Source organism: Pedobacter sp. KH_004 (genome assembly GCF_057840755.1).
In genome coordinates, this window is sequence record NZ_CM174519.1 from 1,503,449 (window position 1) to 1,520,685 (window position 17,237).

The following is a 17,237-nucleotide window of genomic DNA, read 5'->3' on the forward strand; positions in this document are numbered from 1 at the left end:
ATGAAATTGAATAGGCTATATATCATCTTATCACTTGCACTTGCATCATCAACATCGCAAGCACAGGATACAGTACGCTACACCGGGAAGACTTTAGTGAACGCAGATTATCATCATGGACAACTTTCGCCGGTTATGGGGGTTCATAATATTCAAACTTTTAGAGCGAATAGAGAACACCCGGAATTAGCTGAAAACTTTGGCTGGACCTATAACCATGCACCAATGTTGGCCTATTGGAACAATAAATTTTACGTAGAATATCTAAGTGATAAGGTTGGCGAAAGTATTCCGCCAGGGCAAACTCTATTGCAATCCTCACCAGATGGTTATACTTGGACTAAACCTGATGTGATTTTTCCTATTTATAGAATTGCAGATGGTACCACTAAAGAAGGCAGAACCGATGTGGCTAAAGATTTAGATGCGGTAATGCATCAGCGCATGGGTTTTTACGTTTCCACTAAAAATGTATTTCTGGTTTTAGGTTTTTATGCAATCAGTTTTGATGCTAAAGACGACCCTAACGATGGCCATGGAATTGGTAGAGCAGTTCGCGAAATTCAAGCTGATGGAAAGTATGGTCCCATTTATTTTATTCACTACAATCCTGGTTACACAGAGAAAAACACCAAGTATCCATACTTTACAAAAAGCAAAAATAAAGCATTCGTTTCTGCTTGTAATGAATTGTTAGCGAACAAACTAATGACGCAACAATGGAATGAAGAAGCCGACAGAAAAGATCCGCTTATTACTTTGCAAAAGCAATATAAAGCTTTCAGTTATTACCATTTGCCTGATGGAAGAGTGGTTGGTTTATGGAAAAATGCTTTAACGGCAATCAGCACTGATAATGGGAAAAGCTGGCCTGAGAGTGCTTTTCGTGCTCCAGGTTTTGTAAACAGTAACGCCAAAATTTGGGGTCAAAAAACTGCTGATGGCAACTACGCAACAGTTTATAATCCCTCGGAATACCGGTGGCCTCTAGCCATATCAACCAGCAAAAATGGTTTGGATTATACCAATTTGCTGTTGATAAATGGCGAAATTACCCCGATGCGGTATGGTGGAAACTACAAATCTTATGGTCCGCAGTATGTTCGTGGTATTATCGAAGGAAATGGAAAACCCGCCGATGGAAAATTATGGGTAACCTACAGCATGAACAAGGAAGATATCTGGGTTTCATCAGTTCCTTTACCTGTTAATGATAAAGCTACGCAACATGTTAACGATGATTTCGATAAACTTTCTAAAGAAAAAGCACTAGAAAATTGGAATATTTACAGTCCGCTTTGGGCACCTGTAAAAGTTGAAAATGGTGCTTTGGTTTTAAGAGATAAAGATCCCTTTGATTATGCAAAAGCCGAGCGTTTATTTCCTGTATCTAAAAAAATAATTACTTCATTTTCAGTTACACCAAAGCAAAATTATTTTGGTCTTTTAGAGATCGAATTACAGGATGCAAAAGGAACAGCAAGTGTTCGTTTGACATTTGATACCGCTGGAAATTTGAGTGGAAAAGCTGGCGCCCGGTACAAAAATTTCATGAAGTATGAGGCTGGAAAAAGTTACGATATCAAATTGAAGTTAGATGCACACACCAGGTTCTATTCGCTTACCGTTAATGGAAAAGAAACTTCACTAAGTTTAGCTTTTCAGCCTGTGGCTGATGTTTCTCGTATTGTTTTCCGAACTGGAGATGTTCGTCGCTTTCCAAACGTGGATACACCTGCCGATCAGACTTACGATTTGAAAAATGCAGGAGAATCTGAGAAGAAAGAAGCTGTTTATTTGATTAAATATGTCAAAACGGAAGGGTTTTAGGATGGGGAATATTGATAAACACATCCTCATCGCGAGGAGGCACGACAAAGCAATTTCATTAGATCAATCAGATTGCTTCAGCTCGCACCAGCCCGGCTTGGCAATGACGACCGCCTCACCGTCATTGCGAGGAACGAAGCAATCTTTCTTGACATTAGTTCTCCTTGTACTTTCTTTTTCTGCCAACGCCAAAATTCTTTTGCCGCAAATTTTATCGAGTAATATGGTTCTGCAGCGAGATAAGCCCATTAACATCTGGGGATTTGCTTCACCTGATGAAAAAGTAGAGGTTACTTTTGCAGGACAAAGAACGCAAGCCATAACGGATAAAAATGGCAATTGGTCTGTGTTATTATCACCATTAAAAACTTCTGCACAGCCTCAGACGATGACGATTTCAGGCACTAACAAAATTGAATTGACGAATATTTTAGTCGGTGAAGTTTGGCTATGTTCCGGTCAATCGAACATGGAATATCAAATGCGTAAACTGGCGAAAATTCTTAAACCAAAAAATGAGAAACTGCGTTTTCCTGCAGATGCGGTAGAAAAGGCCAAGAATCAACAGATCAGGATTTTCCTGGTCAACCGCAAGCAGTTGGCAAAACCCGATTCTATTCATAAAAGTTGGGCCGTTGCAGAAGATTCTGCTTTAAGGGCATTTTCGGCTGTAGGTTATTTTTTCGCGAAAGAAATCCAAGAGAAATTGGGTATTCCGGTTGGAATGATTTCTTCTGCTGTTTCTGGCAGTGCCATTGAACCCTGGGTTTCTCCGGAGGCTTTTGCGCAGGAGGAATATTTCAAAAATCAAAAGGTAAGCAACGACCCCGGCAAGTTTTATACACCAATGATTGAGCCACTAACCAAGTTTAAAGTCCGCGGTTTTTTGTGGTACCAGGGAGAAACCAACTGCTTTTTAAATGAAACCATTGGTTATTCCTACAAGCTTAAAACATTGGTTAACTTATGGCGAAAGGCCTGGGGGGAACAAGTGCCATTTTACTACGTTCAAATTGCACCTTACGATTACAGCAAGCAAAAAAGCGATAAAGTTGTGCTCACGCCAGATACGGAACCTAATTTTTGGGAGGCTCAACAGCAAGTTTTACGTTTGCCAAATACAGGTATAATTGCAACATCCGATTTAAATGACAACGGAGCAGATTTGCATCCTACCTACAAATGGGAGGTGGGAAGGCGCTTGGCACTCTTAGCATTAGGCAAAACATACAATCAGAAAATAGAGTTTTCCGGTCCGGTTTATAAAACCATTGCTTTTAAAAACAATATGGCTATTATGGATTTCGATTATTTAAGACCGATTGCAGGTAACATTATCACTGGTTTTACTATCGCAGGCAGTGATGGAAAATTTGTTGCAGCCAAAGCTAACATTAGAGAAGGAAAAGTGATCGTTTCTTCGAATGAAGTTCCTAATCCAAAAGCAGTGCGTTACAATTGGACAGAAAACCCTACTGGTAACTTATATAGTAATGGTTTACCTGCACTACCTTTCAGAACTGATAATCCTTTAACCAGTCAATTTAAAACCAATTAATGAAACTTAGATTTATACTTTTCTTTTGTTCGATTATGTTGTTTGGTGTTGCAAGTGCGCAGCAAACGGAAAAATCATATCTTTCTGGAACGGGAAATGATGATACTGTGAACTGGGATTTTTTCTGTACTGCTGGTGCAAATTCGGGTAAGTGGACAACCATTCCGATGCCATCCAATTGGGAATTACAGGGTTTCGGTAAATATAACTACGGCTTTAACAAAGAGGAAAACAAAGGAAAGGAAGAAGGCCTTTACAAGTATAAATTTAAAGTTCCGGGCAACTGGAAGAGTCAGCAAATCAATATTGTCTTTGAGGGTTCGATGACGGATACCGAAGTCAAAATAAACGGAAAATTAGCCGGAACTGTGCACCAGGGATCCTTTTATGTGTTTAGATATAATATTTCCAACCTGGTTAAACTTGATGGTGAGAATTTACTGGAAGTAAAGGTTTCAAAACATTCGGCAAATAAATCAGTAAACGAAGCAGAGCGTAAAGCCGATTTCTGGATTTTTGGCGGGATTTTCAGGCCTGTTTACCTCGAAGCTTTGCCACAAACACATTTTGACAGAATACAAATCGATGCTAAAGCCGATGGAAACTTAAACGCTCAAATGGCCTTCACTGGTGATGCCGACAAGGTTGAAGTAGAGGTTTTTACTAAAGATGGGAAACGTTTTGGTGACAGATTTACAACGGCAGTTAAAAAAGGAACTCAAAAATTGACGTTAAACCAGCAGTTTTCTCAGCCAGAACTTTGGTCCTCAGAATTTCCAAATCTTTATACTGCCACCTTTTCGCTCATTAAAAAAGGGAAAATCATCCATCAGCTTTCTAAAAAAATTGGTTTTAGAACAGTCGAAGTGAAAGAGCGTGATGGCGTTTATGTAAATGGAGTTAAAATAAAATTTAAAGGAGTAAACAGGCATTCATTTTATCCAACATCGGGCAGAACAACAAGTAAAAAAATCAGCATTGCTGATGTTGAGCTCATGAAAGAAATGAACATGAATGCAGTACGCATGTCGCATTATCCTCCAGATGGCCACTTTTTAGAGGTTTGCGATTCGCTCGGTTTATTTGTGATGGATGAACTAGCTGGCTGGCACGGTACTTACGACACGCCAACAGGCACAAAATTGATGAAAGAAATGATGCTGAACGATGAAAATCATCCATCAATTATATTCTGGGCAAATGGAAACGAGGGTGGACATAACCGCGAACTTGATCATCTTTTTGCTGAAGAAGATATTCAGAAGCGGCCGTTGATTCATCCATGGGAAGTTTTTAATGGATTTGAAACCACACATTACCGTGAATTCAATTACGGAATAGGAAATTATGATCATGGGCATAATATTTTAATGCCAACAGAATTTTTGCATGGTATGTGGGATGGAGGACATGGTGCTGGGATAGAAGATTATTGGAACGCGATGTGGAACAACCCGCTTTCAGCAGGAGGTTTTCTTTGGGATTTTGCCGACCAGGCCGTTGTTCGTACTGATAAAAACGGGGAACTGGATACGGATGGAAATCACGGCCCCGATGGTATTGTGGGTCCTTACCATGAAAAGGAGGGCAGCTTCTTTACAATTAAGGAAGTTTGGAGTCCTGTTTTTGTCGAGAAAAGAGAGATGACCGCTGGTTTTGATGGCTCCTTTTTATTGGAGAACCGTTATGCGTTTACGAACCTTAATCAATGTACTTACGAATGGAAATTGAGAATGCTGAAGTCTGGTGGAGCTGATGCTGAATTTAAGGCCGGTAAAGCAGATGCGCCAAACATTAAACCTTTTGAAAAAGGAAAATTGCAAATCAATCTTCCTGCAGATTGGAGAAGTTTTGATGCGCTTTACCTCACCATAAAGGATGTTTATGGCAAAGAATTATTTACCTGGAGTTTCCCGATTACCTTGCCAAAAGCTGACGCAGATAAAATAGTGGTAACCACTGGGCCATCGAAAATAATTTTAAAGGAAGATGCGAAATCGTATCAGGTGTCGGCAAATGGTATTGACTTCATATTCAATAAAACAACAGGATTATTGCAACAAGCTAAAAATTCAAATGGGGTAATTCCGTTTACAAACGGGCCTGTATTACAGGAAGCTGAAAACAACTTCAAAAATTTTACCACTAAAATGGATGGTCAAAATCTGGTAATTTCATCTAAATTCGATAAGAAAGAAAGCTGGAATACTTTACAGTGGACAATTTATCCTTCTGGATGGTTAAAAATGGAGGTTAAATATTTTCCCTCGGCCTATTTTACCACATTTGTTGGATTAAATTTTTCGTATCCTGAAACGGAGATGAAAAGTGTAGAATATAAAGGCAATGGGCCTTACCGAGTTTGGAAAAACAGGATGAAAGGACAGCAGTTTGGCATCTGGAAAAAGGATTATAACGATTCGGCAACTGGCGAACCAAGCTGGCAATATCCTGAATTTAAAGGTTATTATTCCAATATGTATTGGTGTGAATTTGTTGGAAAACAACAATCTTTTAAAGTCGTAACGGATAGAGAAGACGTATTTTTAAGGTTATTTACACCAAAGAAATCGAAAGATACCGAGTGGGATAATATGAGCCCGACATTTCCAAACGGCGATATTTCTTTTATGAACGGAATCTCGGCAATAGGAACCAAAACACAGAAACCAGAAACCACCGGACCAATGGGAATGAAACATGTGTTTTATGATTTTGATAAGGACCAGAGTAGGGCATTGGATATGACTTTGTATTTTGATTTCTCAGGGAAATAGGATTTAGGGAATTGACAATAGAGAATAGATAAGATAATCAATGGTCAGTGGAGAATTGCAAATAGGCGTTAAATTTATATCAATTTCCTACTCTCTATTCTCCTAATTAAATATAAATGAACATTAACATCTACATAGCGATAATAAGTATTTGGTTACTACCATTAACAAAAGTGGTGGCGCAAGTTTCTTTGCAGAATACAACCTGCGAAATGCTCGAAAATCCACTTGGAATCGATGTTCAAAAACCTCGTTTTGCATGGCATATTATTTCAAAAGACCGAAATGTAATGCAGACCGCTTATCAAATATTGGTTTCATCAACTGCAGAAAAACTAAGTGTAAATGAAGGCGATTTATGGGATTCGCAAAAAGTTAATACGGCAGAATCAATTCATATAAGCTACAATGGAAAGCCATTAAAAAGTAGAGCAAAGGCATTTTGGAAGGTAAAAGTTTGGACAAGCGCGGGTCAAAGCGAGTGGTCTACACCAAATTATTTTTCTATGGGCCTGCTGTACTACAAAGATTGGCCAAAAGGTTGGATCGGTTTCGACAGGGCATTTGCCTGGGATAATATCAAGACTGACTCACGCCTCTCGGCAAGATATTTTAGAAAGGAATTTCAAAATACTAAGCAGGTTAAAAGCGCCACTGCATCTATCATTGGTTTGGGCTTGTACGAGCTTTTTATCAACGGAAAAAAAGTGGGAAACGACGTTCTATCGCCATCCCCAACTGATTACACCAAGAATGTAAAGTACAACACTTACGATGTAACCAGTTACATCAAAAACGGGAAAAACGCTGTTGGTGCGATATTGGGTAACGGACGTTTTTTCGCCATGCGCCAGAATGAAAAGCCTTATAAAATAAAAACATTTGGTTTCCCGAAGATGCTGATGAATATCAACATTGTTTATACAGACGGGAGCACGGCAAATATTGATACTGATAATAGCTGGAAAGGTACTGCCGATGGCCCTATTAGAACGAATAACGAATACGACGGTGAAGAATATGATGCGACCAAAGAAGCAGCTGGTTGGAATACAGTGGGTTTTGATGATAGCAAGTGGCTGAAAGCGGAATTTGTGCAGGAACCTAGCGGAGTGATTGAGGCTCAAATGAATGAGAATATGAAGGTGATGAATACCTTGAAGCCGGTTTCAATTTCGAAACTTTCTGGTGGAAGATATATTCTTGATATGGGGCAAAACATGGTTGGTTGGTTGCAAATAAAGGTTAGAGGATTAAAAGGGAAGCAAATCAAAATGCGTTTTGCTGAGTCGTTGCAAGACAACGGAGAACTCTTTACGGCCAATCTTCGCAATGCGAAATGTACAGATTTGTACACTTTGAAAGGTGGGGAAACCGAAACCTGGGAGCCCACGTTCACTTACAGGGGCTTTAGGTTTGTAGAACTTTCGGGATATAGTTACCAACCATCAGTGAATGATTTTGTTGGTAAAATGGTTTACGACAATATGAAAACTGTTGGAACTTTTGAAACTTCGAATGTCTTAACCAATCAGATATTCAAAAATGCCTGGTGGGGAATTGCAGGAAGCTATAAGGGCATTCCGGTTGATTGTCCGCAACGCAACGAGCGTATGCCATGGTTGGGCGATAGAGGCGCAGTAGCTTATGGTGAGAATTTCTTGTTTGATAATGGCAGGTTTTATGCTAAATGGTTACAGGATATTAGAAATTCGCAAAAAGAAGATGGTGCAATTCCTGATGTTGCGCCTGCTTTCTGGCGTTATTACAGCGATAACATGACTTGGCCAGGGGCAATGCTTCTGGTAACAGAGATGCTTTACAAGCAAACCGGCGACGTATCTTCTGTTCGCGATAATTATCCGGCGATGAAAAAATGGCTTTCTTATATGCAAGATCGCTACATGAAAGATTATATTTTAACTAAAGATAGTTATGGCGATTGGTGTATGCCGCCCATTACAATTGAATTTGGGCGAGGCAAAAGTGCTGATAAAAAATATCCTTCTGAATTGATTTCAACAGCATATTATTACCACTTTACAAACCTGATGATACAATTTGGAAAAGCAATTGGTAAGGAGGACGATGTAAAAACCTACGAAGTTTTGGGAGAGAAGATCAAAAATGCTTTCAATGAAAAGTATTATAATCAGCAAGGATATTATGCTACAAATGCTTTGACCGATAATATTATTCCGCTTTACTTTGGCATGGTTCCGAAAGATAAGGTAGAGACTGTTTTTAGAAATATCACCCACACTGTTGAAGTGACCAATAAAGGGCATTTAAGTAATGGTTTGGTGGGGATTCAATGGTTAATGCGTTGTTTGAATGACTATGGCAGACCAGATCTCGCCTATACCGTTGCTACCCAAAAAAGCTATCCAAGTTGGGGTTACATGGTCGAAAATGGTGCCACTACCATTTGGGAATTATGGAATGGTAATACCGCAGATCCGAAAATGAATTCGCAAAACCATGTGATGATGCTTGGCGATTTACTGATTTGGTATTATGAAAACCTTGCAGGGATTAAAACTGAAAGTGCTGCTTTTAAACAGATCACGATGAAGCCTGAAATGATTGAAGGGCTCAACACTGTAAATGCCAGTTATAATTCAATTTATGGCATGATCAAAAGCAATTATAATAAAACAGGAAACACCTTTACCTGGAGTTTAAGCGTTCCGCCAAATACAACGGCAATGGTTTATATTCCTGCAAAAAGCAAAAGCGAGGTTTCGGAAAAGATCAGATCAATAAAAGATTTGAAATTTGTTAAAATGGAGAATAACCGGGCGATTTATGAGATAGGTTCGGGTGACTATGAATTTGTAGCGGATGGGAAGTAGGAGATGGGGAATAGGGAAAAGGGAATGGGAGATAGAAAGTGGAGAATAGGAAGTAAGAGAATAAAAAAGAAAACAGATCGTCATTGCGGGGCACGAAGCAATCTTAAAACGATCGCCATGCGCTAAAATTCTTCTTAGCTCGTAATTACTAAGTTGATAGAGCAATTAAAAATAGAAACCTATAATTAATAGAATGATGACAAAGATTTTAAAACCGATAATGATATTGTTGATGCTGCTAACCACAGTCACTTCCTTCAGCCAAGCACAGGATGCGATTGCTAATGCAGAAATTCTGACTAAGGCGAAGGAGTGGGTTTCAGCATTAAACCTAACAGATGCTGCTAAAAAAACAGCCGTAGAAAACCTTATCGCCGTTCATTTAACGGCTGTGAGAGATTGGCATAACAACCATCCTTCATCAACTGTTCCAGATGGAATCAATCCGGTTACTGGAAGCAAATTGACTGATCTTGATAAACAGATTATTGCCGATTCTGCTATGCCCTCAACCGTTCATCAATCTTTAATGGATGGTTTAAACAAAAACTTATCTGCAGAACAAGTAGAGGTAATTCTAGACAAATACACCATTGGTAAAGTCGATTTCACAATGAAAGGTTACAAAGCCATCGTTCCGGATTTGACTGCGGATGAAGAGGCTAAAATTTTGGGTTTTATGAAACAGGCAAGAGAACAGGCTGTCGATTATAAAAACATGAAACAGATTTCTGCCATTTTCGAGATTTACAAAACCAAGGCAGAGCAAATGTTAAACAATAATGGTCGCAGTTGGAGAGCCCTTTACAGCGCCTATACCAAAAAAATAAAAGAAGAGAAAGCGAATAAATCTAAAGCAGGGAATAGGGAATAGAAAGGATTCGAAACTATTCAGAATTTTCTATTCTCCATTTACCCCAGAACAAAAAAAAACTATGTTAAAAAGAAAGATATACATCACACTAGGAATTGCATTAGCATTAGGGTTAAGTGCCAATGCACAAGTTGAAAAGTGGCAAAAAGGGGTGGTAAAGCAAGAATTCCTCTACGATCAGGCGCCGTTTCCATCCTGTCATTCAGCAACGATTGTTGAAACACCAACGGGCTTGGTTGCTTCCTATTTCGGAGGAACAAAAGAGCGGAACCCTGATGTTGAAATTTACATCAGTCGTTTTGTAGGAGGAAAATGGTTAGCGCCGGTATCAGTGGCCAATGGTGTTCAACCCGATGGGAAAAGATTACCTACCTGGAACCCGGTTCTATATCAAATTCCGGGAGGAGACTTAATCTTATTCTATAAAATCGGCCCTAAACCATCTGAATGGTGGGGGTTGATGAAAACTTCGAAAGACGGCGGAGTTACCTGGTCGGATGCTACCAAATTGCCAGATGGTTATATTGGCCCGGTGAAAAACAAACCTGTTTTACTAAGTAATGGAAATCTATTTGCGCCCTCAAGTAGGGAAGGTGATGGCTGGAAGATCCACTTTGAGGTAACTAAAGATAATGGCAAAACATGGAGAACGGTTGGCCCTTTACCAGAAAATGGCATCAAAGCCATTCAGCCAAGCATTTTACAACATGGAAACGGTAAGCTGCAAATTTTAGCCAGAACAGCGAACCGGGCTATTGTTGAATCATGGTCGGAAGATAACGGCGAAAGCTGGTCTCCTTTAACGAAAACCTCATTGCCGAATAATAATTCTGGCACAGATGCAGTAACGATGAAAGATGGTCGGCAGGTTCTGGTTTACAATCATGTTTTGCCTCCTGGCGATTTAGCCAAGGGTCCGCGAACTCCATTAAACGTTTCGGTCTCTAGAGATGGAAAAAACTGGTCTGCAGCTTTGATTTTGGAAGATTCACCGATTAGTCAGTATTCCTATCCTGCCGTAATTCAAACATCGGATGGTATGCTTCATTTCATTTACACCTGGAGAAGGCAAAAAATAAAACATGTGGTTGTAGATCCTTCTAAGTTGAAATTGAAAAAAATTGAGAATGGCGTTTGGCCGAAACTTAACGGCTATGCAGCACCTGTGATTACAGAAACGAAAAACGAAGAGCCATGAGAGTAGGCAAGTTTGCATTTATTCCAACCGTCATTTCGACCGCAATGGAGAAATTTTTTAAATCAGTTTCACAGAGTTCTAAGCTATCGGCGAAAACAATGGGAATTGTTATTTTTTTATTGTTGTTTACAAAATTATCTGCCCAAACGCAGAATACCGATAACCTTTACAAAAAACCATTAGTCGACGTTTTAAAAGAAATCCAGACGCGATTTAACGTTCAGATTAAATATTCTGAACCACAGGTTAAAGACAAATGGCTGAACTATGCAGAATGGCGTTTTCGTGCTGATGTAGATGAAACACTAACAAACGTTCTTGCTCCTTTGGATATGAAGGTAAACAAAGAGAAACCAGGCGTTTACAAGTTGAAAGAATACGAATATTACCGATGGGAGCCAAAAGACGGCTGGGCCTACCTGGATACGCTGGCAAAAAAATACAGCGACAAAAGCAGTTGGGAAAAACGGAAGGCTGAGATAAAGCCCGAGCTTTACAAAGCCTTGTTACTCTCCCCTTTGCCAGCAAAACTGAATTCAAAACCAATCACTACAGCGAAGAGAGTTTTTGATGGCTATTCGGTAGAAAATATTGCTTTGGAAATTTTGCCTGGGGTTTGGATCAATGGATCACTTTATAAACCGCTAAATGTTAAAGGCAGAATCCCTGTAATTCTCAGTCCTGATGGTCACTGGGAAAAACAGCGTTACAGAGCCGATTGTCAGCTTCGTTGCGCAACGATTGCACGTATGGGAGCAATGGCTTTCAGCTACGATTTATTTGCATGGGGCGAATCGATGCTGCAGTTTAAGTACGAAGACCACCGCCGGAGTTTAGCCCAAACAGTACAAACTTTGGGCGGAATTAGAATCCTCGATTATTTTTCTTCTCTCAAAGAAACAGACACTAGCAGAATCGGAATTAGTGGTGGTTCGGGAGCTGGAAGTCATTCGATTTTAATGACCGCAATGGACGATAGAATTAAATTAAGTGCACCTGTGGTGGCCATGTCATCCTATTTCTACGGTGGTTGCCCATGTGAAAGCGGAATGCCTATTCATCAATGCGGTGGCGGTACGGACAATGTAGAGTTAGCGGCAATGGCAGCACCACGACCACAACTTTTGGTTTCAGATGGTAGCGATTGGACGGCCCACACACCCGAACATGATTTCCGTTACCTGCAAAAAATGTATGGATATTATGGGGTGAGCAACAAGGTTGAGAATGTTCATCTTCCATCGGAGAAGCACGATTTTGGGATAAATAAACGCATTGCCCTCTACGATTTTCTGATTAAAAACTTTAAACTGAATGGCAGTTTGGTAAAAGACAAAGCAGGGAAATATGATGAAAGCAAAGTGACCATCGAAAAAGAAAATGCCCTGTATGTTTTTGGAGATAAAGGCGAAAAGTTACCAAAAAACGCAGTGATGGGATTTGAGAACTTGGAAAAATTATTTCCCTTAAACGCAACGAGATAATGCAAATGCAGCAGAACAGACGAACTTTTATCGCCAACGTAGTCCTATTAACGGGCGCCGCATTAATTCCTGATCAGCTACTTTTAGCTGCCGAAAAAGTGGGTAAATACAAAGTTGCTGTAATTGATTTAATGATTTTGAAGCGTCAGAAAATTAGTGCTTTGCCTCTTGCAAAAGAGATAGGCGCAGATGGACTGGAAATCGATATGGGCGGTCTCGGGAATCGGGAAACCTTTGATAACAAGTTGGCCGACCCGAAAGTGCGTCAAGAATACCTTGATAAAGCGAAAGAATTGAACCTGGAAATTTGTTCTTTAGCAATGACGGGTTTCTATGCGCAATCCTTCGCAACACGGCCTACTTATCAAAAAATGATTCAGGATTGTTTGGATACAGCAAAGGCAATGAACGTAAAAGTGGTATTCTTACCGCTGGGTGTTCAGGGCGATCTTGTTAGAAACCCTGAATTGCGCGAACCTATTGTAAGAAGGCTAAAAGTTGCTGGCAAGATGGCCGCAAAAGCGGGTATTGTGATCGGAATTGAGACAGCCCTTGAGGCCACAGCGGAACTCAAATTACTTAAAGATATTGGATGCAAATACATTAAAAGTTATTTCAATTTTTCCAACCCGATTAAAAATGGGAGAGATTTACAGCAGGAATTGAGAATACTGGGCAGAAAAAATATCGTTCAAATCCATGCTACAAATGACGATGGAGTTTGGTTACAGAATGATTCAAAGATTGATTTAAAGCAGGTAAGGGCAACGCTGGATGATATGGGTTGGAGCGGATGGCTGGTTGTTGAGAGAAGCAGAGATGCAAGCCAACCTACAAATGTGAAATATAATTTTAGTGCCAATACCAGTTACCTTAAGTCCGTTTTTCAAGCGAAATAATTTATGAAACAGATTAGTATAAACTTTTTATTGCTATTGATTTTATTGCACTTTCGAGTTGCTGCAGTAGAAATTTATGTTGCGAAAAATGGTGTTGATACTAACAATGGAAATAAGGAACAACCTCTTGCAACGCTTCATGCTGCAATTAGGAAAGCCCGGGAATTGAGGCGTTTAAAGGATCCATCTACGAAAGATGGAATCAAAATTTTCGTTGGAGCGGGCATTTATCAATTACATGAGCCCATCGTTCTTCGCCCTGAAGATGCTGGAACTAAAAGTAGCCCCACACAGATTTTCGCCACTGAAAAAGTTGTTTTAAGTGGTGGGGTTAGAATCGCGGGTTGGAAAAAGGTCAATGGAGCCGTTCCAGGATTACCAAAAAAGTCTCTGGGAAAAATTTGGGTTGCTGACCTTCCTAACGACGGTGTCAGCGATTTGCCATTTCGCCAGCTTTGGGTAAACGGAACTAAGGCGATCCGGGCAAAAAATTATAATGGAGATGCCATGGGTAGAATTTTATCCTGGGATAAAAAAAATCAAACCTGTAGAATACCGCTTCAACAAAACACGGATTTAAGCAAAATTGCCGGGATGGAAATGTTAATCCATCAATGGTGGGCAATCGCCAATCTTCGGGTAAAATCGGTTAAAGTGATTGGTAATGCTGTAGAGCTTTCTTTCATGCAGCCTGAAAGTAGAATTCAATCCGAACATCCCTGGCCAGCGCCCTGGATTTCTGAAAAAACAGGAAACTCTGCTTTCTATTTATCCAATGCCATCCAGTTTTTAGATGAGCCAGGCGAATGGTTTGCAGATCTAAAAAACCATAAAATTTATTATTGGCCGAAGGCATCAGAAAATATGCAAAAGGCAGTTGTGATGGCCCCTTCATTAGAAAATCTGCTAAAAATTGAAGGAACAATTGATGATCCGGTTTCTTTTGTAAGCTTCCAAGGGATTTCATTCGAACACGCTACCTGGCTGAGGCCATCCAGGGAAGGACATGTTCCACATCAGGCTGGTATGTACATGCTCGATGCGTATAAACTTGCAACACCCGGAACTCCAGATAAGCCCACGTTAGAAAATCAGGCTTGGGTTGGCAGGCCATTAGCAGCTGTTGAAGTAAATTTTGCCAATCATATTAGCTTTGAAAACTGCCGTTTCCAACATCTAGCCTCTACGGGTTTAGACTTCAAAAAAGGAACATCAGAAAATTTAATTAGAGGCAATTTATTTAAAGATATTGGAGGCTCAGCGATATTGGTGGGCATATTTTCTGATGAAGCCACAGAAGTTCATTTGCCTTACAATCCTAAAGATAAACGGGAAATTTCAACGAATGACAGGATAGAAAACAACCTGATTACAGATGTTACCAATGAAGATTGGGGTGCCGTTGGCATTGGTGCAGGCTATGTTAAAGGCCTTAAAATTATCCATAATGAGATTAGCGATGTTTCCTATTCAGGCATCAGCATGGGCTGGGGCTGGACTAGAACGCAAAATGCGATGAAGAATAACACCATCAGCTCAAACAAAATCCATCACTATGGGAAACACATGTATGATGTTGCAGGAATTTATACGCTCTCTGCTCAACCGGAATCTTTCATTACCGAAAATGTAGTCGATAGTATTTATAAGGCACCTTATGCTCACCTTCCTGATCACTGGTTTTATTTGTATACGGATGAGGGGTCTTCTGATTTTACCATTAAAAACAACTGGACGCCTACTGAAAAATATCTTCAGAATGCGAACGGGCCGGGAAATTTATGGGAAAACAACGGACCTAAGGTTGCTGAAAACATCAAAAAAAATGCAGGTTTGGAGTTACCCTATAGGTATCTGCTCAAAGAGAAAAACACGTATTTAAATCGCGATATCAATCAGGCGGAAGATAAAACGGTTGTTTTTGAATTGATATTTAAAGATGATCATTTACCGGGAAACCAAGCTCTGGATGAATTTGCAAAAGAGAACAATCTGTTAACTAGCGCTATCTATAAATGGAGTAATAGATTGGTTATTTATACCTCAAGCTTAAAAGTAGAAAGTTTACAGCAAACTTTGAAACGCTTAAATGCGACAGAAGTTAAGCTTTATGACGATATTTTTTACGACTTTAACAGAGAGAAAAATTGTGGGGAGAAACCGGTTGCCGAATGGGATAAGGTGATTCTTTCAGCCAATTTGGTTGAGGATGAAAAGATGCAAAAGGAGTATTTGGATTACCACAAAACGCAATTTGAAAAGTGGCCGGAGATATCTAAGGGATTTTGCAATGCCGAGTTTCAGCGCCTGGCAATTTTTAAAAACGGCAGACAACTGATATTAATTATCAGTATTCCTAAAGGCAAAAACCTTGACGATCTAAATCCGAAAACAACTTTGAATAATCCGAAGGTGGATGAATGGAATGGCATCATGAAAAAATACCAGGAAGGTATAGCAGGAACAAATCCCGGTGAGGTTTGGGTGTTTTTTAAACCGATTGAATAGATAAATAACCGTCATTGCGAGGCACGAAGCAATCCTAAACTATTGCTATTTTTTGCATTAAGATTGCTTCGTACCTCGCAATGACGACTTAAGAAATAAAAAAATATCATCATGTTAAGATTAGGGATTTTAGGTTTAGGAGAAGGCAGAAGCACGATTTCTGCATCATTAGCGAGCAAGAAATTTAAGCTCATTCAGATTTGCGATGCGAATAAAAAGCTTTGTGAAGAACGCTCATTGGAATTTGATTTTCAAAATTGGACTACCAATTATGAGGACATGTTAACGAGTGATAAAATCGATATGATTGCGATTTACACACCAGATCATTTGCATTTTGAGCACATTAAACTGGCCTTGCAACATGGAAAACACGTGGTTTGTACAAAGCCTTTTATTGATGATCTGTCTCAGGCAAATGAACTTTTAGAATTGGCTAAAAAATCAAGAAAGAAAATTTTTGTAGGACAAAGTTCTCGTTTTTTCGAACCTGCAATGCGCCAGAAAAAGGATTTTGATAAAGGTCTAATCGGAGAACTAATTACTATCGAAAGTCATTACCATGCCGATCACCGTTGGTTTTTAGAGAAAGGTTGGTCCTTAAAACAATCATTTAAATGGTTGTACGGCGGCTTAAGTCATCCGGTTGATTTCGTTCGCTGGTATATGCCCGATATTGAAGAAGTAATGGGTTATGGCATGTTGAGCAGCAACGGCTTAAAAGCCGGATTGAAAAATGTAGATACAATGCATTTTATATTCAAGGCTAAAGATGGAAGAATTGCAAGGGTAAGCGGTGCATATACAGGCCCAACGCAACCTGCAAGTCGCGATAGCGGAATGAGTTGCATTCTCCGCGGAACAGAAGGAGCGAGTCAGGCCGATTACCATGAGTTACGTTATTCTGTTACAACCAAAACCGGTGAAGAAAAAATTATTACTTGGGGTGATGCTACATTGAAACACTATTTCCGTTTCGAGGGACAAAGTCATCATGCGGGCGAATACCAGAACTATCTCGATTATTTTGCAGACAGTATAAATAACAAATTTACGGCATATCCGGATTTGAAGGAGGGAATTGGAACGGTTGCATTATTGCAGGCGATGGATAAATCAATGGAAATCGGTTTGCCCGTAAAGATTGATGAGATTTTGAAAGCAAACAATATTACAAGGGAGTCGATTGGCTTGTAGTTTGTGCCACAGCTAAAGGAATAATATTAACCACAGATAGAAAGGATAAACACGGAT

At 39.8% G+C, this 17,237-nt stretch carries 10 protein-coding genes; all 10 read left to right on the forward strand.

The genetic code is table 11. From position 1 onward, the window contains the following. Positions 1–1,830: a six-hairpin glycosidase gene (locus tag AC3ITD_RS06405; protein WP_489365046.1), complete on the forward strand. Its 1,830-nt coding sequence runs from the start codon at positions 1–3 to the stop codon at positions 1,828–1,830. Beyond that, complete coding sequence (locus AC3ITD_RS06410; RefSeq protein ID WP_489365048.1) at positions 1,808–3,388, forward strand: sialate O-acetylesterase; 1,581 nt, start codon at positions 1,808–1,810, stop codon at positions 3,386–3,388. Before AC3ITD_RS06405 ends, AC3ITD_RS06410 begins: the two co-directional genes overlap by 23 nt. Beyond that, on the forward strand, positions 3,388–6,165 hold the full coding sequence (locus AC3ITD_RS06415; RefSeq protein WP_489365053.1) for a glycoside hydrolase family 2 protein: 2,778 nt from the start codon (positions 3,388–3,390) through the stop codon (positions 6,163–6,165). Before AC3ITD_RS06410 ends, AC3ITD_RS06415 begins: the two co-directional genes overlap by 1 nt. A 116-nt stretch (positions 6,166–6,281) precedes the next feature. Beyond that, positions 6,282–9,020, forward strand: coding sequence for an alpha-L-rhamnosidase (locus AC3ITD_RS06420; protein ID WP_489365055.1), 2,739 nt, complete (start codon positions 6,282–6,284; stop codon positions 9,018–9,020). 193 nt (positions 9,021–9,213) lie between these two features. Then, entirely contained in the window at positions 9,214–9,894 is a 681-nt protein-coding gene (locus AC3ITD_RS06425; RefSeq protein WP_489365057.1) for a DUF3826 domain-containing protein, read from the forward strand. Positions 9,895–9,955: 61 nt separating this feature from the next. Continuing rightward, positions 9,956–11,092, forward strand: a complete 1,137-nt coding sequence (locus AC3ITD_RS06430; protein WP_489365059.1) for a sialidase family protein — start codon at positions 9,956–9,958, stop codon at positions 11,090–11,092. Next, complete coding sequence (locus AC3ITD_RS06435) at positions 11,089–12,576, forward strand: acetylxylan esterase (protein WP_489365061.1); 1,488 nt, start codon at positions 11,089–11,091, stop codon at positions 12,574–12,576. Before AC3ITD_RS06430 ends, AC3ITD_RS06435 begins: the two co-directional genes overlap by 4 nt. Further along, positions 12,576–13,475, forward strand: coding sequence for a sugar phosphate isomerase/epimerase family protein (locus AC3ITD_RS06440; RefSeq protein WP_489365063.1), 900 nt, complete (start codon positions 12,576–12,578; stop codon positions 13,473–13,475). Before AC3ITD_RS06435 ends, AC3ITD_RS06440 begins: the two co-directional genes overlap by 1 nt. 3 nt (positions 13,476–13,478) lie before the next feature. Continuing rightward, entirely contained in the window at positions 13,479–15,983 is a 2,505-nt protein-coding gene (locus tag AC3ITD_RS06445) for an L-rhamnose mutarotase (protein WP_489365064.1), read from the forward strand. A gap of 111 nt (positions 15,984–16,094) precedes the next feature. Then, on the forward strand, positions 16,095–17,180 hold the full coding sequence (locus AC3ITD_RS06450; RefSeq protein ID WP_265801140.1) for a Gfo/Idh/MocA family protein: 1,086 nt from the start codon (positions 16,095–16,097) through the stop codon (positions 17,178–17,180). Positions 17,181–17,237: the final 57 nt, after the last annotated feature.